We start from the raw sequence: 19,259 nt of genomic DNA, 5'->3' as shown, positions 1-19,259 counted from the left end.
TATCGCGTCGTCTCGTATTCACGATATATCGCGGTGCGGGAAAGTCAAGGCACTCGTTCCGGCGACGGCCGGGTGCGCAAAAATCATCAAAGTATGGCAAATCGTCCTAGCGTTATGAGCATGTCGACGGAAGCTGACCGCACCGGTCCCGCCCCCGGGGCGCTGCTGTTGTGCCGGGCGTCGCCCGGCTCCGTCGCCCCCGTCGCGCATCTGCTGGGCGAACCGATGCAACTCACCGGCGCGGGCGACGAGTGGAGTGCTCTCGTCCCCGAGGGCCGTCCCTGGCGGGACGGCGCCGATCCCGTCGACCGGGTGGTCACCGGCTGGGCCACGGCCCTCGCCGTCGGCGCGCCCTGGCCCGTCCTCGCCCTGTGGTGGGACACCGAGCACGCGGGATTCACGTTCGCGTCCGGCTTCCGCCGCCCGGTCGGCTTCGTATGGCTCGCGAGCGGCGTCCCGGTGGGGGAGGACGAGGCGATGCGCACCTTCGCGGCACGCCTGGGCCTCGACCCCGTCCTGGACGTCCAGGACCTTGGGCGACTGACCGAACCCGACTCCGCGGCCGACGTCGGCGCCCGCCTGCGCGGCCTGCTCGCGGTGCTCGCGCGCGTGGGGGTCTCCCTGCCCGCCGGACTCGCCCCCGGCGAACCCGCCGACCGACTCCGGGAGGCCGCCGTCCGTCGGCCTGACACCGTGCCCGTCGCATGGCCGGACCGGCGCGAGGCGGTCGCGGAACGCGACACCGTCGAACACAGCCGCCTCGGCCCCTGGATGCCCTGGACCGGTGGCCCGCGGGCCCGCGCCCTGGCCTTCGCCCAGGTGGCGGTGGGCCTCCCGCTCATCGCTTGGGGCCTGAGGCGGCGCAGTGGCGGCTGGACCGCGGCAGGAGTGCTGCTCCTCGCGCACGGCGCACTGGGCCTGGCGTACACCCTCACGCACCCGCCGGACTGACGGCCCGCCCGCCTGCCCGCCTGACGCCCTTACGGGCTGACGGAGCCCGCCTGACTGACGGCCTGAGGGCCCGCCTGACACGGCCTGAGGGCCCGCCTGACTGGCGGCTGAGCCGCCTGACCGACGCCCTCACGGCTTGATGCCGTCACGGCTTGATGCCGTCACGGCCTGACGCCGTCACGGCCTGACGCCCTCACGGCCTGACGCCCTCACGGCCTGACGCCCTCACGGCCTGACGCCCTCACGGCCTGACGCCCTCACGGCCCGACGCCCTCACGCCTTGGCGGCGGTGTGTGTCCTACTCGTCGTCCTCGTCGTCCAGCCGCGCCAGCCACGTCGCCAGCCGCTCCACCGGAACCTCGAAGTCGGGATTGAGATCGACGAACGTCCGCAATTGCTCGGCGAGCCACTCGAAGGTGACTTCCTCCTCGCCGCGCCGCTTCTCCAGTTCCTCGATGCCACGGTCCGTGAAGTACATGCCCCCAAGGATAGGTGCGCGCAAACGGCCGGGCCGCACCCCCGAGGCGGGGGTGCGGCCCGGTCACACGGGACGTGGGTGGGCGATTACGCCTCGAACACCTCGCGCACCAGCTGCTCCTGCTCGGCCTGGTGCCGCTTCGCGGAACCCACCGCCGGGGACGAGCCGTGCGGGCGCGAGATGCGCCGCAGCCGCTCGCCGTGCGGGACGTCCGCGCCGACCGCCAGGTCCAGGTGGTCGATCAGGTTGAGCGCGATGAACGGCCAGGCACCCTGGTTCGCCGGCTCCTCCTGGGCCCACAGGTACTTCTCGGCGTTCGGGTACTTCTTGATCTCCGCCTGGAGCTCGGCACCCGCCAGCGGGTACAGGCGCTCGATGCGGATGATCGCCGTGTCCGTCACACCGCGCTTCTGACGCTCGGCCTCCAGGTCGTAGTAGACCTTGCCGGCACAGAAGACGACCTTCTTCACCGCGGCCGGGTCGACCGACGCGTCGCCGATGACCGGCTGGAACTGGCCCGTCGTGAACTCCTCGGCCTTGGCCGCCGCCGCCTTCAGGCGCAGCATCGACTTCGGCGTGAAGACCACCAGCGGCTTGTGGTGCGGGTTGTGCACCTGCCACCGCAGGAGGTGGAAGTAGTTCGACGGAGACGTCGGCATGGCGACCGTCATGTTGTTCTGGGCGCACATCTGGAGGAAGCGCTCCGGGCGGGCCGAGGAGTGGTCCGGGCCCTGGCCCTCGTAGCCGTGCGGCAGGAGCAGGACGACGCCGGACGTCTGGGCCCACTTCTGCTCGGCCGACGAGATGAACTCGTCCACGACCGTCTGCGCGCCGTTGACGAAGTCGCCGAACTGCGCCTCCCACATCACGAGCGCCTCGGGGCGCGCCAGCGAGTAGCCGTACTCGAAGCCCATCGCGGCGTACTCGGAGAGGAGGGAGTTGTAGACGTTCAACCGCGCCTGGTCCTCGGAGAGGTACTGCAGCGGCGTGTACTCCTCGCCCGTGCTGCGGTCGATGATGACCGCGTGGCGCTGGCCGAACGTACCGCGCTGCGAGTCCTGGCCCGCCAGGCGGACCGGGACGCCCTCCAGCAGCAGGGAGCCGATCGCGAGGGTCTCGCCCATGCCCCAGTCGATGGTGCCGTCCTCGACCATCGCCGCCCGGCGCTGCAACTGCGGCAGCAGACGCGGGTGGACGGTGATGTGGTCGGGGATGTTGACCTGGGACTCGGCGATCCGCTTGACGACCTCCGTGGTCACCGCGGTGTTCACGGCGACCGGGAACTCGGCCTGCGGGTCCGAGGACTCGACCGTCGCCGGCTGGGAGGTGGCCTCACGGACCTCCGTGAAGACCTTCTCCAGCTGGCCCTGGTAGTCCTGCAGCGCCTGCTCGGCCTCTTCCAGGGTGATGTCGCCGCGACCGATGAGGGACTCGGTGTAGAGCTTGCGCACCGAGCGCTTCTTGTCGATCAGGTCGTACATCAGCGGCTGGGTGAAGGCCGGGTTGTCCGACTCGTTGTGACCGCGGCGGCGGTAGCAGATGAGGTCGATCACCACGTCCTTGTTGAACGCCTGGCGGAACTCGAAGGCGAGCCGCGCGACGCGGACCACGGCCTCCGGGTCGTCGCCGTTCACGTGGAAGATCGGGGCCTCGATCATGCGGGCCACGTCCGTCGCGTACATGGAGGAACGCGAGGACTCGGGGGCCGCGGTGAAGCCGACCTGGTTGTTGATGACGATGTGGACCGTGCCGCCGGTGCGGTAGCCGCGCAGCTGCGACATGTTCAGGGTCTCGGCCACCACGCCCTGGCCCGCGAAGGCCGCGTCGCCGTGGATCGCCACCGGCAGGACGGTGAAGTCGGTGCCGCCCTTGTTGATGATGTCCTGCTTGGCGCGCGAGACGCCCTCCAGGACCGGGTCCACCGCCTCCAGGTGCGAGGGGTTCGCGACCAGGGAGACCTTGATCTGCTCGCCGTCGAGACCGGTGAAGGTGCCCTCGGCGCCCAGGTGGTACTTCACGTCGCCGGAGCCGTGCATCGACTTCGGGTCGAGGTTGCCCTCGAACTCGCGGAAGATCTGGGCGTACGACTTGCCGACGATGTTGGCGAGGACGTTCAGCCGGCCGCGGTGCGCCATGCCGATGACGACCTCGTCCAGGCGGGACTCGGCGGCCGAGTCCAGAACGGCGTCCAGCAGCGGGATGACGGACTCGCCGCCCTCCAGGGAGAAGCGCTTCTGGCCGACGTACTTCGTCTGCAGGAACGTCTCGAAGGCCTCGGCCGCGTTCAGCCGGCGCAGGATGCGCAGCTGCTCCTCGCGCTCCGGCTTGGAGTGCGGGCGCTCCACGCGGTCCTGGATCCACTTGCGCTGCTTGGGGTCCTGGATGTGCATGAACTCGATGCCGGTGGTGCGGCAGTACGAGTCGCGCAGGACGCCGAGGATGTCGCGCAGCTTCATCATCGACTTGCCGGCGAAGCCGCCGACGGCGAATTCGCGCTCCAGGTCCCACAGGGTGAGGCCGTGCTCGTTGACGTCCAGGTCGGGGTGCTTGCGCTGCTGGTACTCCAGCGGGTCGGTGTCGGCCATGACGTGGCCGCGGACCCGGTAGGAGTGGATCAGCTCGAAGACGCGGGCGGCCTTGGTGACGTCGTCGTCGTGCGACGCGTCGATGTCCTTGAGCCAGCGGACCGGCTCGTAGGGGATGCGCAGCGCCTCGAAGACGTCGTCGTAGAAGCCGTTCTCCCCGAGGAGGAGGTTCGCGACGATCCGCAGGAACTCGCCGGAGGCGGCGCCCTGGATCACCCGGTGGTCGTAGGTCGACGTGAGCGTCATGACCTTCGAGATGCCGAGCTTGTTCAGCGTGTCCTGGGAGGTGCCCTGGAACTCCGCCGGGTAGTCCATGGAGCCGACGCCCATGATCACCGACTGGCCGGGCATCAGGCGCGGCACGGAGTGGACGGTGCCGAGGCCGCCGGGGTTGGTCAGGGAGACCGTCACACCGGTGAAGTCGTCCATGCCGAGCTTGCCGTCGCGGGCGCGGCGGACGATGTCCTCGTAGGCCTGCCAGAACTCGAAGAAGTTCAGCGTCTCGGCCTTCTTGATGCCCGCGACCACGAGCTGGCGGTCGCCGTTGGGCTTGACCAGGTCGATGGCGAGACCGAAGTTGATGTGCTCCGGCTTGACCAGGGTCGGCTTGCCGTCCTTCTCCGTGAAGGAGTAGTTCATCGACGGCATGGCCTTGATGGCCTGCACCATCGCGTAGCCGATCAGGTGCGTGAAGGAGATCTTCCCGCCCCGGGCGCGCTTCAGGTGGTTGTTGATGACGATGCGGTTGTCGAACAGCAGCTTCACCGGGACCGCGCGCACGGACGTGGCCGTGGGCACCTCCAGCGAGGCGTTCATGTTCTTCGCGACCGCCGCGGCCGGACCGCGCAGCACGACCTGCTCGGGGCCCGAGGGGGCCTCGGCGGCCGGCTCGGCCTTCTTCGCGGCGGCGGGCTTGGCGGCCGGCTTGGCGGCCGGGGCGGCCTGCGCCGGAGCGGGGGCCTGGGCCGGGGCCTGCGCGGCGGGCTTCGCCGGGGCCGGAGCCGGGGCGGGAGCCGGCGCGGCGGCGGGCTTCTCGGCCGCCGGGGCGGGGGCCTGGGCGGGAGCGGCCGGAGCGGCCGGCTGAGCGGATGGGGGTCCCCCCGCGCGAGTGGATTCGAGCGTGGGGGAGGTCCCCGCGGCCCCCGCGGCCGCGGTACCCGCCGGAGCCGAGGCGGCGGCCGCCCCCGGCTTGTAGTCGGCGAAGAAGTCCCACCAGGCTCGGTCTACCGAATTCGGGTCCTGGAGGTACTGCTGATAGATCTCGTCGACGAGCCACTCGTTGGCACCGAACGACGCGGCAGGGTTCTTCCCCGCTTGGTCGGTGTCGGTCGAGATGCTCGAGTTACTGGGGGACTGTGGCGACACGGCGGCAACCGCCCTCTTCCGCTTCACAAGATGATGGACAGCGGGAATCAAGGCTACGCCCCCCGGACGGGGAAGGTCAGGCCGGGCCCGTCCAACGTCGTGCAAGTCACATCTGGAACCGCGTTTCGGGCCTTGAAATGGCGGGAAACAAGCGTGGTTCCGCTTCAGCAGGGATGGGCGGGGCCCGGCCCCGGGCGCCGATGGCGCGGGCCTGTGCCTGATCACACGTGTCTGTCAGCGCGGACGCCCGTGGATCTTGTGGCTCCGCTTCGAACTTTACGTCAATTTGGCAGAGATGACAGTCCCGGAAGGGTGACAAGAATCCGGCAACCACGCTCGGATTCGGCCACTCCGATCCGGCCCCCGTGCAGGTCCACCGCCCAGCGGGCGATCGCCAGGCCGAGACCCGTGCCACCGTCGCTGCCCGGACCCTGCGGCCGCTTGGCGCTGCCGCGGTTGAACCGCTCGAAGACGCGGTGCCACTCGGACTTCGGAATGCCCGGCCCCTCGTCCAGGACCTCCAGCTCCAGCGACTCCGGCAGCGGGCCGCGCCGCGCCTTGACCGTCACCCGGCCGTGCGGCGGGCTGTGCTTGACCGCGTTGTCGATGAGATTGGCGACGACCTGGTGGATGCGTTCCGGGTCCGCGTGCGCGGTCAACTCGGGCGGATGGACGTCGAGATGCAAATGGACGTCGGTACGGGTGTGACTGCCCGAGCCGGTGGCGATGCCCGCGCGCACCGAGGCCACCATGTTGGCCTCCTTCAGCACACCGGACAGATACGGCCAGACCTCGAACCGCCGCTGTTTCAGCGGGACGACGCCGTTGTCCAGACGGGACAGGTCCAGCAGCGTCTCCACCAGCCGCCCGAGCCGCTCGGTCTGCTTCAGCGCCGTGCGCATCGTCTCCGGGTCGGCCTGCGTGACGCCGTCGACGATGTTCTCCAGCACCGCGCGCAGGCCCGCGATGGGCGTGCGCAGCTCGTGCGAGACATTCGCCACGAGTTCCTTGCGCTGGCTGTCCTGGGCCTCCAGCTCGTCGGCCATGGCGTTGATCGTCACGGCCAGGTCGCCCAGCTCGTCACGGCGGTTCTCCCGCGTCCTGCGGGTGTAGTCGCCCTGCGAGATGGAACGGGCCACCGCCGTCATCTCGTCCAGGGGCGCGGTGAGTGAATGGGCCACGAACTGCGTGATGAGAAGCGTGGCGATCATCGAGAAGACCGTGATGAAGCGCAGTTCCGTCTTCGTGTGCACCGCGATCACCGACAGACCTGTGGTGATCAGCACCGAGATGACGACCAGCGCGCCCAGCTTGGTCTTGATCGAGAACGGGCTCACCCCGCCCCAGGGATCCGGCTCCCCGGGGTTTCTCCGTCCGGCCGGCCCGCCGCTCATGGCGTCGGCGTCTCCAGCGCGTAACCCACGCCGTGCACCGTGCGGATCCGCTCGGCGCCGATCTTCCGGCGCAGCGCCTTGATGTGGCTGTCGACCGTGCGGGTGCCGGAGGCGTCCGCCCAGTCCCAGACCTCGGCGAGCAACTGCTCACGGGAGAGCACCGCGCGCGGGGTGTTCGCCAGGCACACCAGCAGGTCGAACTCGGTGGGCGTGAGGTGGACGTCCTCGCTGCGCACCCGGACCCGGCGCTGGGCGTGGTCGATCTCCAGTTCGCCCAGGCGCAGGATGCCGGAGCGGGGGGTGGCCGCCGCGATGGCGGCCCGCTCCACCCGGCGCAGCAGGACGTGCACGCGCGCCGCCAGCTCCCGCATCGAGAACGGCTTGGTCATGTAGTCGTCGGCGCCGACGCCGAGCCCGACCAGCATGTCGGTCTCGTCGTCGCGCGCGGTGAGCATCATCACCGGCACCGGACGGGCGGCCTGTACGCGCCGGCAGACCTCCAGGCCGTCGAAGCCGGGCAGCATGATGTCGAGGATCAGCAGGTCGGGCTGCCACGCCTCGGCCGTGTCGACCGCGGACGGGCCGTCACCCGCCGTTTGCACGAGGAATCCCTCGGCTCGCAGGCGGGTCGCGATGGCGTCCACGATCGTCGCGTCGTCCTCGACCACCAGGACCCGGCGCTGTGCGCCCGGAGTAGCCGTCGCCGAACCGTTGTGGGAGGTCTGTGTCTGCTCCATCGCCCGCCCCTGGGGTGTGCTTTCCCGGAATCAGTGGGGTGATTCCTTCTGACTGGCTATGCCTGCGCATGGTTGCGATTGACGCTTGAATGATCGGCGTCAGGGGAGCAGCGTACGGGGAGTCAGTACACCTTTGCTATCCAGGGCTGATGGCGAGGTGCACGACGTCCGGAACGCCCCGGGCAACCGGGATCTCTTCGGTACGCACCTGCCGGAACCCGGCATTCCGCAAAGTTTCCTCGAATTCCGCAGACGGCTGGGCGGACCAGACGGCGAGAACCCCGCCGGGTCTCAACACCCTTGCGCAGCTTGCCAGTCCGGCCTCCCGGTACAGATGTCCGTTGCCCTCCGTGACGGTCCAGTCCGGCCCGTTGTCGATGTCGAGGCACAGGGCGTCGTACGTGTCGGATGTCTCATTGACGTGGGCGACGAGATCGGCTTCGACGATGGTCGTGCGAGGGTCCGCCAAGGCCTGGGCGGAGATCGCGGAGAGCGGGCCGTCGAGGTGCCACTCGACGATCGCGTGCTCGCGTTCCACCACCGTGATCCCGCCCCAGCGCGGGTCCGCGGCGGCGTGCGCCAGGGAGAAGCCGACGCCGAGGCCGCCGATCAGGACGTCGGGGCGGTCCCGGCCGGCCAGGGCGCCGAGTGCCGCGTCGACCAGCCGCCGCTCCGAGCGGCCGTCGGAGGTGTCCATCAGGAAACAGCCGTTGGAGATGATCTCCAGTCGATCGTCGTGCCGCCGCAGCACCACCTCACCGTGCGGGCCCTCGCGACGGTCCAGTACATCGGGCATGTCGTAAGGGGTAGGCATGGGGACATCCTGGCAGGAGAGGAGGGTGCGGCGCCTCGCTATTCGGCTGTGGTCCCGGGAGGGGACGCGGGGCGAGGCTTTCGGGTTGCTGTGAATCCGCTCTCGCGTGGCGCGGGTCACAGACAGCGGAGGGCCCGGTGCGAAGGCTGGGACACGAGGGATATGAAGGACATGAGGGAAAGGAGCGCCCGTCGTGGAACGCGCCGCGCCGCCCCACGGGACGGTCACACCGACGCCGACGGGTGCGCCCGTGCGGGAGGTGTCCGGGCTGCTGGACGGGGTGCCGCGGCAGCGCAGTACGCGCGAGCCGGTGGACGCGGCGCTGTGGGAGGCCACCCCGGCGGCGGCGGCGCCGCGGCGGTCACCGCGCCCCTGGCGGTTGCTGCCCACTCCCACCGGGACGCCGTTCACCTTCGGATACGCGCTCGCCCTCTGCCTGACCTCGCTGATCGCCGCCTACGCGAACCCGGCTCTGGTGCACGCCCTGCTCCAGGGCTCCAGCACGGATGTGACGCACCTGGCGCGCACGCCGGGACTGGTGCTGATCGGCAGCGCGCTGTGGGTCGCGGGCGGGGTGACCTCGCCGTTCGCCCTCGCCTTCGTGCTGGTGCTGACCGCGCTGGAACGACGGATCGGGGCCGTGCGCACGGCCGGCGTCTTCCTGCTCGGGCACGTGTCGGCCACCCTCGCGACCGAGGTCCCGGTGGGCGTCGCGGTCCTGGCCGGGCATCTGCCCCACAGCTCCCTGCACCGCCTCGACTACGGCGTCAGCTTCGGCGTCGCCGCCGGTATCGGCGCTCTGGCGGGCCTGCTGCCGCTGTGGCCACGCCTGCCGCTGCTGGCCGGCTTCGGCTGGATGCTGCTCCAGGACCTGCTCGCCTTCACCGACCCGCTGACGAACTGGGGGCATCCGATCGCCCTGGGTATCGGGATCGCGACCTGGCCGGTGGTCCGGCGGTGGTACGCGACGCGCCTCGGCCCGGCCGGGGGCTGACCGCGAGGCCCTTCAGGCCCGGGCGGAGGTCGACGGCTCAGGCCCGGGCGGAGGTCGGCGGTCCGTGCTTGGCGCTGGTCAGCGGGGCCACCATCTCCCAGCCCAGCGCCTCGTAGAGACCTCGGCCCGCGGGGGTGTCGGCCAGGACCCCGGTCCGGGCTCCCTGCCGGGCGGCGGCGTTCTGCAACGTCCGCACGACGAGGCTGCCCAGACCCTTGCGGCGGTGCTCGGGGGCCGTCTCGATCTGGTCGACGACGGCGGTCTCGCCCGTCGGGGTGACCTGTCCGCGGGCCGCCAGCGACCCGTCCGGCGCGGCCACCATCAGCCGGGTCACCCCACCGCGCGACCACGCGCGCAGCCGGAAGCCCTCGGGGACGACCGGAGCGCCGCCCGCCTTCAGGGGGACCGTCATCAGACAGCCGGGCTCGGGATCGATCCACCAGGTGTCGTCGAGCCAGCCGGAGACCACCGAGGGGTCCCGGAAGGCCTTCAGCCACACACCCCGGCCGGTCACCCCGCCGGCCACCTTGCGGACGGTCGTCTCGTCGAGGCTCTCGCCCGTCGCGCCGAACACATGCCGTGTGACGTGGCCGTACATCCCCATGTCGATGGTCCAGCCCCACGGCTCGGCCAGGGGTGGAGCGGCCCCGCGCGACACGACCCATCCGTTCACCCAGGCCTGCACGGTTCCGTCCATGCCATCCCCCCCCGTAATGAGTGCGCGATGTTGTCATCCCTTACTTGGGGGGACCTTACGCGGCCTTCGGCTCCCGGCGTCACGGGTGATCGCTGACAGCGAACAACGAGCCGGGAACAACCGGCACCACCCAAGCATTGAGTCGACATAGCTCAACTTGACTGCCGAAGGGGAGATCATGGCTTCGACGTCCACACCGCTCACCCTGCCCGTGCTGCCGCTCGACGGAGAGGTCGTGCTGCCCGGGATGGTGGTCCCGCTGGACCTGAGCGATTCCGAGGTCCGTGCCGCGGTGGAGGCCGCCCAGGCCGCTGCCCGGACAACGCCCGGAAAGCCCCGGGTACTCCTGGTGCCACGCATCGACGGGACGTACGCGAACACCGGTGTGCTCGGCACCGTCGAGCAGGTCGGCCGGCTGGCCGACGGCGACCCCGGTGCGCTGATCCGGGGCCGGGGCCGGGTGCGCATCGGTGCGGGGACGACCGGCCCCGGCGCCGCCCTCTGGGTGGAGGGCACCAGCGTCGACGAGGCCGTGCCGGAGCCTTCCCCAAGTTCTCAACTTCGTTCGAACAGGGGAGACCCCTATCCCGGGCAGGTCGCCGAACTGGTCAAGGAGTACAAGGCCCTCGCCACCGCATGGCTGCGCAAGCGCGGCGCCTGGCAGGTCGTCGACCGGGTCCAGGCCATCGACGACGTCTCGGCGCTCGCCGACAACTCCGGCTACTCGCCGTTCCTGACCACCGACCAGAAGGTCGAGCTGCTGGAGACCGCCGACCCGGTGGCCCGGCTCAAGCTCGCCACGCAGCAACTGCGCGACCACCTCGCCGAGCAGGACGTGGCCGAGTCCATCGCCAAGGACGTCCAGGAGGGCGTCGACAAGCAGCAGCGCGAGTTCCTGCTGCGGCGCCAGCTGGAAGCCGTCCGCAAGGAGTTGCGCGAGCTCAACGGCGAGCAGGAGGGCGAGGAGTCCGACGACTACCGCACCCGCGTGGAGGCCGCCGATCTGCCCGGGAAGGTCCGCGAGGCCGCCCTCAAGGAGGTCGACAAGCTGGAGCGGTCCTCCGACCAGTCGCCCGAGGGCTCCTGGATCCGCACCTGGCTCGACACGGTCCTGGAGATGCCGTGGAACGAGCGCACCGAGGACGCCTACGACATCCGGGGCGCCAAGGCGGTCCTGGACGCCGAGCACTCCGGACTGGAGGACGTGAAGGAACGCATCACCGAGTACCTGGCGGTACGCAAGCGCCGTGACGACCGGGGTCTGGGCGTGGTCGGCGGGCGGCGCGGCGGTGCCGTGCTCGCGCTCGTCGGACCGCCCGGCGTCGGCAAGACCAGCCTGGGCGAGTCCGTCGCCCACGCCATGGGCCGCAAGTTCGTGCGCGTCGCCCTCGGCGGCGTCCGCGACGAGGCCGAGATCCGCGGTCACCGGCGTACGTACGTCGGCGCCCTGCCGGGCCGGGTCGTCCGGGCCATCAAGGAGGCCGGGTCGATGAACCCGGTCGTGCTGCTCGACGAGATCGACAAGGTGGGCTCCGACTTCCGGGGCGACCCGGCCGCCGCCCTCCTGGAAGTGCTCGACCCCGCGCAGAACCACACCTTCCGGGACCACTACCTGGAGGTCGAGCTGGACCTGTCGGACGTCGTCTTCCTGGCCACGGCCAACGTCCTGGAGGCGATCCCGGAGGCTCTGGCCGACCGGATGGAGATCGTCCGCCTGGACGGCTACACCGAGGACGAGAAGGTCGTCATCGCCCGCGATCACCTGCTGCCGCGCCAACTGGAGCGGGCCGGACTCGACCAGGACGAGGTGACCATCGACGAGGGCGCGCTGCGCAAGCTCGCCGGCGAGTACACGCGCGAGGCGGGGGTCCGCACCCTGGAGCGGTCCGTCGCACGGCTGCTGCGCAAGATCGCGGCCCAGCACGAACTGGGCGAGCGTGAGCTGCCGTTCACCGTCCGGGACGAGGACCTGCGTGACCTGATCGGCCGGCCGCACCACGTGCCCGAGTCCGCCCAGAACCCGGCCGAGCGGCGGACGTCCGTGCCGGGCGTGGCCACCGGGCTCGCGGTGACCGGGGCGGGTGGTGACGTGCTGTACGTCGAGGCGTCGCTGGCCGATCCGGAGACGGGCGCGGCCGGACTGACCCTGACCGGTCAGCTGGGAGAGGTGATGAAGGAGTCCGCGCAGATCGCGCTGAGCTTCCTGCGCTCCCACGGCGCCGAGCTCGAACTGCCGGTGGGGGACCTGAAGGACCGGGGCGTGCACATCCACTTCCCGGCGGGCGCGGTCCCCAAGGACGGCCCGAGCGCCGGCATCACGATGACCACGGCCCTCGCGTCGCTGCTGTCCGGACGGCTGGTCCGCACGGACGTGGCGATGACCGGTGAGGTCTCGCTGACCGGGCGGGTCCTGCCGATCGGAGGTGTGAAGCAGAAGCTGCTCGCGGCGCACCGGGCCGGTGTCACCACGGTGATCATTCCCAAGCGCAACGAACCCGACCTGGACGACGTCCCGGCGGAGGTGCTGGACAAGCTCGACGTCCACGCCGTCACCGACGTCCGCCAGGTCCTGGAACTGGCGCTCGCGCCCGCGACGAGCGAGGCGGCGCCGGAGGTTCCGGTCGCGGCGATGGGGGCACCTCCCAGGCTTTAGGCACTGGGGGAGGACGTGGCCGGATGAAGGAGGCCCGGGTTCCCGTGAGGGAGGCCCGGGCCTTCACGATGGGGTGGCCGTGTGGACAGGAGCGCCCTGACCTGCGGAATACTTGCCGAACTGCGGTGATCACGGCAGATGGCGGAAAATCCCATCACCGGCATTCTCACGGCCGGGCGACGACCGAGGCAGGGGCTGACGTGCACGAGGGCGGCAACGACGACGGACACCGCGACGCCGGTGTGGCCGGAAGCGGGGTGGATCAGCCCGCCTTCCTGGCGCTGGAGCGCGAGCTGACCGTGCTGCTGCGGCGCGCCCGGGCCAGCCAGGGCGAGATGGCCCGCGAGGTCCACCCCGACCTGGAGTCGTCCGCGTACGGTCTGCTGGTCCGGCTGGACGAGTGCGGAAAGCAGCGGGCCACCGAGCTCGCCGCCTACATCGGGGTCGGCAAGGCGACGATGTCCCGCCAGCTGCGCGCCCTGGAGGACCTCGGACTGGTCGCGCGCGAGCCCGACCCCGCCGACGGACGCGCCTGGCTCGTCGCCCTCACCGAGGAGGGCCACCACCGCGTCCGCCGGGTCCGGGAGGCCCGCCGCGCCCGCTACGCCGGCCGCCTGGCCGGCTGGGACTCCCGCGAGGTCACCGAACTGGCCCGACTGCTGCACCAGCTCAACCGCGGCATGGAGAAGTAGACCGGACACCCCCTGTAACCCGACTAGAACTCGACGAACACCACGGTCGCGTCGTCGTGCCTCTTGCCCCTGCCCGGCGAGGTCACGGCGTCCTCCGACCGTTCCCGTGCCCGGACCCGGTCCAGCAGTACCTGCGGACCCTCCTTGCGGACGACGTGGAAGCAGTCCGCCCAGTCGCCCTCCTCGAACCGCTCCACCCAGCGGGTGGCACCGTCCGTCAGCGCGGCCAGGGCGCGCACCTCGCTGCGGGGCAGGGTGCCGGTCACCGCTCGGCGGGCCACCGAAGGGTCCGCGGCCGCCGTGAAGAAGCCGCCCTCCCTGTTGCGGAGCGTGGAGTCCACCAGCGCGTCCGTCGCCAGCGCCGAGCGGGGGAGCAGGGCCAGCCGGTCGTCGAGGACGGGCGTCACCCCACCGTCCGGGGACTCCAGGAGAAGGGCCGAGTCCGACAGGACCAGGTACTCCACCGTGTCCGGATTCCAGCGGGCCGCCACCACCGTGGCCTGAGGCGTCCGGGGGTGAGAAAGGTCACAGGTTGCGGCGTGTGCCTCGGAGGTACGCGCGATGGCGCGGGACAAGGCGTCGACCAGGGGGACATCCGGGAGTGAAACGGTCAGTTCGGTCAGTGCCCCACCGAGGCGCGCGGTGAACCAGGGGACGGAATGCAGACAACCCGTCCCGGTCCTCGGTGGCGTGACCCCGTCCAGGACGACGACCGAACCGCCCTGTCCCGAGGCCGGTAGTCCGACACTGGCGAAGTCCTCGTTGGGGCGGTCGGCGTCTCCCGGCTCCGAGGCGAGTTCGGTTCGCATCCGGCCAGTCTGCACGAGCCCTTCACAGGGCCCGCAAAGGGCCGACAAGGGGCGCGAGGCCGACGCGGCGACGCAGGCCGGACGCCGGGTTTGGGCTGGAATGATTTGTTCCGGGAAGGCGTGGTGGCGAATACTGCCACCGGCCGTCCCCGTCGTCCAACCAGCGAGCTGCGCAAGTCCGCTGCGCAAGCTTGCGGAACTTGCCCCTCAACTCCCGTCCGAGGTTCACTCCTTCGGGTGGCGGGTCAGGTGATGCGCGTGCGCTGCCCACCGGCGCTGGGAGGGTCGGGAAGTGTACCGGGAGTACGCACCAGTTGACGGAGCGTCATCCGGGCCCAAGGGTTCACGAATCAGGAATGCGAGCACCGGTGCAGAAGACGCGGCCTCGTCGCACAGGCAAGCAGACGGCCCCTGTTCAGGGCGCTGAGCCGACGCCCCCCACCGGCAAGGGCCGCCCCACCCACGTACGCAATCGGCTGATCGTCGCCGTGGCCGTGGTCGCCGCGGCCATCGCCGCCGCCGGCACCCCGTCCGTCCTGGCCGCCTCCGGACAACTCCACGACTCCCAGGAACTGGTGACGCTCGCGGAGCAGACCCAGGACGCGCTGACCCTCGCACACTCCCTCGCCGACGAGCGGGACGACGTCACCTCCTACATCGCGGCCGGGCGCCCCAAGACCAAGGCGCCCTCCGAACAGCGCAGCGCCCGGGTGGACCGGCAGGTCGAGGAACTGCGGTCCGACACCGACACCCCCGCTTCGCTCCGCTCGGACCTCGACGCCATAGCGGCCGTGCGCAGGGCGGCGCTCACCGGCAAGAGCAGCGCCCTCGAAGCGCACCAGGCGTACTCCATTACCATCACCGAACTCCACCGCCTCGCCGAGCGGCTGGCGCAGCAGACGCCGCCGCGCGCGGGTGACGGCGGTTACGCCCTGGCCGAGCTCGATTCCGCCGTCCAGCAGGCCGCCGCGGCCCGCGGGCTGCTGCTCGCCGCGCTCAGCGTGCCGAGCAGCACCCAGACGGTCATCGATCCCCTCACCGGCCTGCCGACCGAGACCAGCACCTCCTCGGACGCCGACACCCGCCGCCGCGACCTCCTGAGCGCCGCCGCCCAGCAGGCCCGGCTGCGCTCCGACGCGGCCCTGGCCGACTTCCGCGGCATCGCCCCCGAGCCGGCCCGCGCCTCCTTCGACTCCACGGTCACCGGCACCGAGGTCAATTCCGCCGACAAGTACCTCGCCGCCCTGACCGACCAGCCGACACTCTCCCGCAGCGACCTCGCCACCAGCACCAAGGAGCTCGACGCGGCCCTGTCCGCCCGTGTGGACCTGATGCGCGGCGTGGAGTCGGCCCTCTACGACCGGCGTACCAAGGACCTGGAGGCGCTGCGCGACGACGACGTCACCGCGCTGGAGATCCGCATCGCCGTCCTCGGCGCGCTCATGCTGCTCGCCGTCGGTGTCGCCACGGGCATGGCGCGCAGCCTCACCCGCCCCCTCGCGGTCCTGCGCCTGGGGTCCAAGCGCCTCGCCGAGGCCGACGACCCGGCGGCCGAGGAGCCGGTGAAGTTCACCGGCCGCAACGACGAGTTCGCCCAGGTCGTCCGCTCCGTCAACGCCCTGCACGCGCACACGGCCGCCCTCACCGAGCGCATCACCACGCTGGAGTCCGACCGCAAGCACCTCGTCGGCCAGCGCCAGAAGATGGCCGACGCACGTGAGGAACTGCGCGGCGAACTCGCCGAGTCCGCCGCCCAGCTGGAGCGGCTGCGCACGGCCATCGGCGGGACGTTCGTCAACCTCGCGCTGCGCACCCTCGGCCTGGTCGAGCGGCAACTGGCCGTGATCGAGAACCTGGAGGAACGCGAGCAGGACCCGGACCGGCTCGCCACGCTGTTCAAGCTCGACCACTTCGCGACGGTCATGCGCCGGCACAGCGAGAACCTCCTGGTCCTCGCCGGCACCGAGCACGTCCAGCACGCCGCCGGGCCGGTGCCGCTGGTGGACGTCGTACGTGCCGCGGTGAGCGAGATCGAGCGGTACGAGCGGGTCGGGATCGCCGCGCTGCCACCGCACGCGCACATCGCCGGGTTCGCCGCCGACGACCTCTCCCATCTGCTGGCCGAACTCATGGAGAACGCCACCTCGTTCTCCCCGCCCGACCTGCCCGTCGAGATCTCCGGCTGGCTGCTGGAGAACGGCGAGGTCATGCTCTCCGTCCAGGACGAGGGCATCGGCATGACCGAGGAACGGCTGCAGCGCCTCAACTCCCGCCTCACCGACTTCGACCCCGAGGCGCCGTACGACCAGGAGGGCGAGGACGGTCTGGGCCTCGGCCTGTACGTCGTGGCCCGGCTCGCCCACCGCCACGGCGTGCGCGTCCAGCTGCGCGAGCAGAAGCAGGGCGGTGTCGCGGCGGTCGTCGTCCTGCCCCGCACGCTCCTCGCCGCCGCCCCGCCCGTGGCCGTTCCGACCTCCGGCACCCCGGCCGGCGCGACCCACTCCTTCTCCTTCCCGGGTGCCGACGCCGAGGCCAACTCCAACGTGCTGCCCGGCCGCACGGCCGGTGACGACCCGTTGGTCGCCCTGGCGGAGAAGGCGGTGCAGCGGGACGAGACCACGGAGAGCACCGGTGCCGTCCAGCACCCGGAACCGGCAGGGGAGCCGGAACCGCCAGGGGAATCGGAACCGGCCGGGGAATCGGAACCGGCCGGGGAATCGGAACCGGCCGGGGAATCGGAACCGGCCGGGGAGCGGAAACCGGCCGAGGCGACGGAGGCGGCTGCGGTGACGGGAACGGCCGAGGCGGCCGTACCGGCGGCCCAGGCCGAGCCGCAAGCACCCGCGGAACGGGCGGCACTCGCGGAACCGACGGCACCGGCGGAACCGGTGGCATCCCTGGAACCGGTGGCACCCGCGGAAACGACGGCACCCGCGGAACCGGTGGCATCCCCGGAACCGGTGGCATCCCCGGAACCGGTGGCACCCACCGAACCGGTGCCCGCCGAACCCGCCGCGGACGCCGAACCGGCCGGAAGCGCGGCACCCGTGGAGTCCCCCGCGGAAACCACGATGGAACTGCTCATCCCGGCGCAGCAGGGGGCGCCGGACCCGGCCCGGGGCGAGACGGCGGCAGCCGAGGGCGGGACCGGCCCTCGGAGCCCGCTCGCACCCGAGGACGCACCCCGCAAGGGTGATGCGGACGCGGACGAGAGCCCGGAGCACGAGCGCGCTCCCGACGAGGAGGAGGACCGCGTCACCGACAAGGGCCTCCCCAAGCGCACTCCGAAGATCACCGCATCGACCACCGCCCCGCGCCAGCGCAGCGGCTCCGTCGACGCCGATGCCCTGCGCCGCCGTCTCGGCGGCTTCCGCCAGGGGGCGCAGGCCGGCTACCGCGACGTGGAGGCGGAGATCGCCGAGAGGACGGCCTCGCACCAGCGGCCGGCCACCGGCACCGCAGGACCAGCTGAATCCGAAGAAGCCACGGGGGGCACAGTCGAGGAGGCAAGCAGTTGACCGCTCCCAGTACCTTCGGACTGATCGGACTGAGCAGTGAGGCCCGCAACCTGCACTGGCTGCTGACCAATCTGGTCGAGGAGGTGCCCGGCATCCTCTCGGTCGCTGTCGTCTCGTCCGACGGACTGCTCCTGCTCTCCTCCGACGACACCCGCAACAAGGAGGCGAGGGCGGCCCTGCACGCCGCCGGGACCCGGCGCACCGGGCCGCGCGGCTCCGCCGCCGACCTGGCCACCATCGTCTCCGGCATCGGCAGCCTCACCATCGGCGCCGCGAAGCTGATGGACTTCGGCGGGGTCAAGCACACGATGATCGCGATGGACGAGGGCAGCCTGTTCGTGATGTCGATCAGCGACGGCTCGCTGCTCGGCGTCCACGGCTCCGCGGACTGCGACATGAGCGTCGTGGCCTATCACATGGCCCTGTTCGTCGGCCGGGCCGGCCATGTGCTGACGCCCGAACTCCGCAGCGAACTCCGCAAATCCCTGGAGGAGTCCCAGACGACGGGGAGTGCCCGATGAGCAGTACGCCCAAGCACCACCTCCCGGTCCGCGGCGGTGACCGCAAACCCGCCCGGGTCCGCCCCTACTCGCTCACCGGCGGCCGCACCCGGTTCGGCCACGTCCTCCTCGTGGAGACGTTCGTGGCGAGCACGGCCGCGCTGGACGCCCCGGAGGAGCGCAGGGAACTGACGAACGGCAACCTCTCCACCCGCGTCATGCCGGAGCTGCGGGCCATCGTCGAACTGTGCCGCCGGATGCGTACGGTGGCCGAGATCGCCGCGCTGCTGAAGATGCCGCTCGGCGTGGTCCGCGTGCTCCTGAGCGACCTCGCGGACCAGGGAAAGATCCGTGTGTACGGAACGGGCACCGGCCATGGCACGGGCCGCCCGGACCGCGCTCTGCTGGAAAGGGTGCTGAGTGGACTCCGTCGTCTCTGACGCCGCTCACGGCGTATCTGGTTCATCCCCGTTCGTCCAGCCCGGCGAGAGCATGCACGCCTGGGAGACGGACCGCACCCGTGCCCCGATCGCCACGAAGATCGTGGTGGCGGGCGGCTTCGGCGTCGGCAAGACCACCCTGGTCACCGCCGTCTCGGAGATCACGCCCCTGCAGACCGAGGCGCTGATGACCGAGGCGAGCGAGGCGACCGACGACCTCACCGCCACGCCCGGCAAGACCACCACCACCGTCGCCATGGACTTCGGGCGCATCACGCTCGACGACGACCTGGTGCTCTACCTGTTCGGCACGCCGGGCCAGCAGCGGTTCTGGTTCATGTGGGACGACATCGTGCGCGGCGCGATCGGCGCCGTCGTCCTGGCCGACACCCGCCGTCTGAAGGACTGCTTCCCCGTCCTGGACTACTTCGAGAGCTCCGGGCTGCCGTACGTGGTCGCGGTCAACCACTTCGACGGCAGCGAGCTGTTCGAGCCGGAGGACGTGCGGGAGGCCTTGACCATCCCGCGACACATACCTGTCATGATCATGGACGCGCGTCGCCGGATCTCCGTGATCGAGACCCTCCTGGCCCTCGTGGGCCACGCGCTCGACGAAACCCCCGAGTAGAGGA

At 71.2% G+C, this 19,259-nt stretch carries 15 protein-coding genes; 8 read left to right on the top strand and 7 right to left on the bottom strand.

Annotated features, from left to right (window positions below; translation table 11 throughout):
- Positions 1 to 120: 120 nt before the first annotated feature.
- Entirely contained in the window at positions 121 to 951 is an 831-nt protein-coding gene (locus tag ABTX62_RS07655; protein ID WP_352115321.1) for a hypothetical protein, read from the top strand.
- Between the two features lie 298 nt (positions 952 to 1,249).
- Here the strand turns inward: ABTX62_RS07655 and ABTX62_RS07650 are convergent, their stop codons facing one another.
- The 5 genes from ABTX62_RS07650 to ABTX62_RS07630 form a co-directional block, all read right to left on the bottom strand.
- Entirely contained in the window at positions 1,250 to 1,429 is a 180-nt protein-coding gene (locus ABTX62_RS07650) for a DUF6104 family protein (protein ID WP_003992906.1), read from the bottom strand.
- Between the two features lie 86 nt (positions 1,430 to 1,515).
- Positions 1,516 to 5,379 carry a multifunctional oxoglutarate decarboxylase/oxoglutarate dehydrogenase thiamine pyrophosphate-binding subunit/dihydrolipoyllysine-residue succinyltransferase subunit gene (locus tag ABTX62_RS07645; RefSeq protein ID WP_352115320.1) on the bottom strand — a complete coding sequence of 1,288 codons (3,864 nt, stop codon included), beginning with the start codon at positions 5,377 to 5,379 and terminating at the stop codon, positions 1,516 to 1,518.
- Between the two features lie 281 nt (positions 5,380 to 5,660).
- Entirely contained in the window at positions 5,661 to 6,773 is a 1,113-nt protein-coding gene (locus tag ABTX62_RS07640) for a sensor histidine kinase (protein ID WP_352115319.1), read from the bottom strand.
- Positions 6,770 to 7,510, bottom strand: a complete 741-nt coding sequence (locus tag ABTX62_RS07635) for a response regulator transcription factor (protein ID WP_221758607.1) — start codon at positions 7,508 to 7,510, stop codon at positions 6,770 to 6,772. Before ABTX62_RS07635 ends, ABTX62_RS07640 begins: the two co-directional genes overlap by 4 nt.
- 136 nt (positions 7,511 to 7,646) lie before the next feature.
- Positions 7,647 to 8,324 carry a spermidine synthase family protein gene (locus ABTX62_RS07630; protein WP_352115318.1) on the bottom strand — a complete coding sequence of 226 codons (678 nt, stop codon included), beginning with the start codon at positions 8,322 to 8,324 and terminating at the stop codon, positions 7,647 to 7,649.
- 193 nt (positions 8,325 to 8,517) lie between these two features.
- Here ABTX62_RS07630 and ABTX62_RS07625 point away from each other — a divergent pair, with 193 nt between their 5' ends.
- Positions 8,518 to 9,318, top strand: a complete 801-nt coding sequence (locus ABTX62_RS07625) for a rhomboid-like protein (protein ID WP_352115317.1) — start codon at positions 8,518 to 8,520, stop codon at positions 9,316 to 9,318.
- Positions 9,319 to 9,355: 37 nt separating this feature from the next.
- Here ABTX62_RS07625 and ABTX62_RS07620 read toward each other — a convergent pair whose 3' ends face one another.
- The gene (locus ABTX62_RS07620; protein ID WP_352115316.1) at positions 9,356 to 10,015 is read right to left on the bottom strand and encodes a GNAT family N-acetyltransferase; all 660 of its coding nucleotides are present in this window, start codon (positions 10,013 to 10,015) and stop codon (positions 9,356 to 9,358) included.
- A gap of 178 nt (positions 10,016 to 10,193) precedes the next feature.
- Here ABTX62_RS07620 and lon point away from each other — a divergent pair, with 178 nt between their 5' ends.
- Positions 10,194 to 12,668 (top strand): endopeptidase La, encoded by a 2,475-nt coding sequence (lon, locus tag ABTX62_RS07615; protein ID WP_352115315.1) that lies wholly within the window; start codon positions 10,194 to 10,196, stop codon positions 12,666 to 12,668.
- A gap of 200 nt (positions 12,669 to 12,868) precedes the next feature.
- Positions 12,869 to 13,360: a MarR family winged helix-turn-helix transcriptional regulator gene (locus tag ABTX62_RS07610; RefSeq protein ID WP_352115314.1), complete on the top strand. Its 492-nt coding sequence runs from the start codon at positions 12,869 to 12,871 to the stop codon at positions 13,358 to 13,360.
- A 23-nt stretch (positions 13,361 to 13,383) separates the two neighbouring features.
- On the opposite strand, the gene ABTX62_RS07605 is transcribed toward ABTX62_RS07610, so the two are convergent.
- Complete coding sequence (locus ABTX62_RS07605) at positions 13,384 to 14,169, bottom strand: protein phosphatase 2C domain-containing protein (RefSeq protein WP_352115313.1); 786 nt, start codon at positions 14,167 to 14,169, stop codon at positions 13,384 to 13,386.
- Between the two features lie 368 nt (positions 14,170 to 14,537).
- On the opposite strand from ABTX62_RS07605, the gene ABTX62_RS07600 reads away from it, so the two are divergent.
- From ABTX62_RS07600 to ABTX62_RS07585, 4 genes are read left to right on the top strand one after another with little or no spacing between them, the layout of a single operon-like run.
- Positions 14,538 to 17,687 carry a sensor histidine kinase gene (locus ABTX62_RS07600; protein WP_352115312.1) on the top strand — a complete coding sequence of 1,050 codons (3,150 nt, stop codon included), beginning with the start codon at positions 14,538 to 14,540 and terminating at the stop codon, positions 17,685 to 17,687.
- The gene (locus tag ABTX62_RS07595) at positions 17,684 to 18,208 is read left to right on the top strand and encodes a roadblock/LC7 domain-containing protein (protein WP_352115311.1); all 525 of its coding nucleotides are present in this window, start codon (positions 17,684 to 17,686) and stop codon (positions 18,206 to 18,208) included. The genes ABTX62_RS07600 and ABTX62_RS07595 overlap by 4 nt, the downstream gene beginning before the upstream one ends.
- Positions 18,205 to 18,627, top strand: a complete 423-nt coding sequence (locus tag ABTX62_RS07590) for a DUF742 domain-containing protein (RefSeq protein ID WP_031140611.1) — start codon at positions 18,205 to 18,207, stop codon at positions 18,625 to 18,627. The genes ABTX62_RS07595 and ABTX62_RS07590 overlap by 4 nt, the downstream gene beginning before the upstream one ends.
- The gene (locus ABTX62_RS07585; protein ID WP_352115310.1) at positions 18,608 to 19,255 is read left to right on the top strand and encodes a GTP-binding protein; all 648 of its coding nucleotides are present in this window, start codon (positions 18,608 to 18,610) and stop codon (positions 19,253 to 19,255) included. The genes ABTX62_RS07590 and ABTX62_RS07585 overlap by 20 nt, the downstream gene beginning before the upstream one ends.
- The last annotated feature ends 4 nt before the right edge of the window (positions 19,256 to 19,259 follow it).

It is taken from the genome of Streptomyces sp. NPDC096046 (genome assembly GCF_040303285.1).
In the GTDB taxonomy this organism is placed as follows: Bacteria; Actinomycetota; Actinomycetes; order Streptomycetales; family Streptomycetaceae; genus Streptomyces.
This window is presented reverse-complemented; position numbering and strand designations above follow the sequence as displayed.

Excerpts from the sequence above, each read along its gene's own strand:
- ABTX62_RS07655 (WP_352115321.1), top strand. The coding sequence starts at position 121 with ATGTCGACGGAAGCTGACCGCACCGGTCCCGCCCCCGGGGCGCTGCTG.
- ABTX62_RS07650 (WP_003992906.1), bottom strand. The coding sequence starts at position 1,429 with ATGTACTTCACGGACCGTGGCATCGAGGAACTGGAGAAGCGGCGCGGC.
- ABTX62_RS07640 (WP_352115319.1), bottom strand. The coding sequence starts at position 6,773 with ATGAGCGGCGGGCCGGCCGGACGGAGAAACCCCGGGGAGCCGGATCCC.
- ABTX62_RS07635 (WP_221758607.1), bottom strand. The coding sequence starts at position 7,510 with ATGGAGCAGACACAGACCTCCCACAACGGTTCGGCGACGGCTACTCCG.
- ABTX62_RS07630 (WP_352115318.1), bottom strand. The coding sequence starts at position 8,324 with ATGCCTACCCCTTACGACATGCCCGATGTACTGGACCGTCGCGAGGGC.
- ABTX62_RS07620 (WP_352115316.1), bottom strand. The coding sequence starts at position 10,015 with ATGGACGGAACCGTGCAGGCCTGGGTGAACGGATGGGTCGTGTCGCGC.
- lon (WP_352115315.1), top strand. The coding sequence starts at position 10,194 with ATGGCTTCGACGTCCACACCGCTCACCCTGCCCGTGCTGCCGCTCGAC.
- ABTX62_RS07605 (WP_352115313.1), bottom strand. The coding sequence starts at position 14,169 with ATGCGAACCGAACTCGCCTCGGAGCCGGGAGACGCCGACCGCCCCAAC.
- ABTX62_RS07590 (WP_031140611.1), top strand. The coding sequence starts at position 18,205 with ATGAGCAGTACGCCCAAGCACCACCTCCCGGTCCGCGGCGGTGACCGC.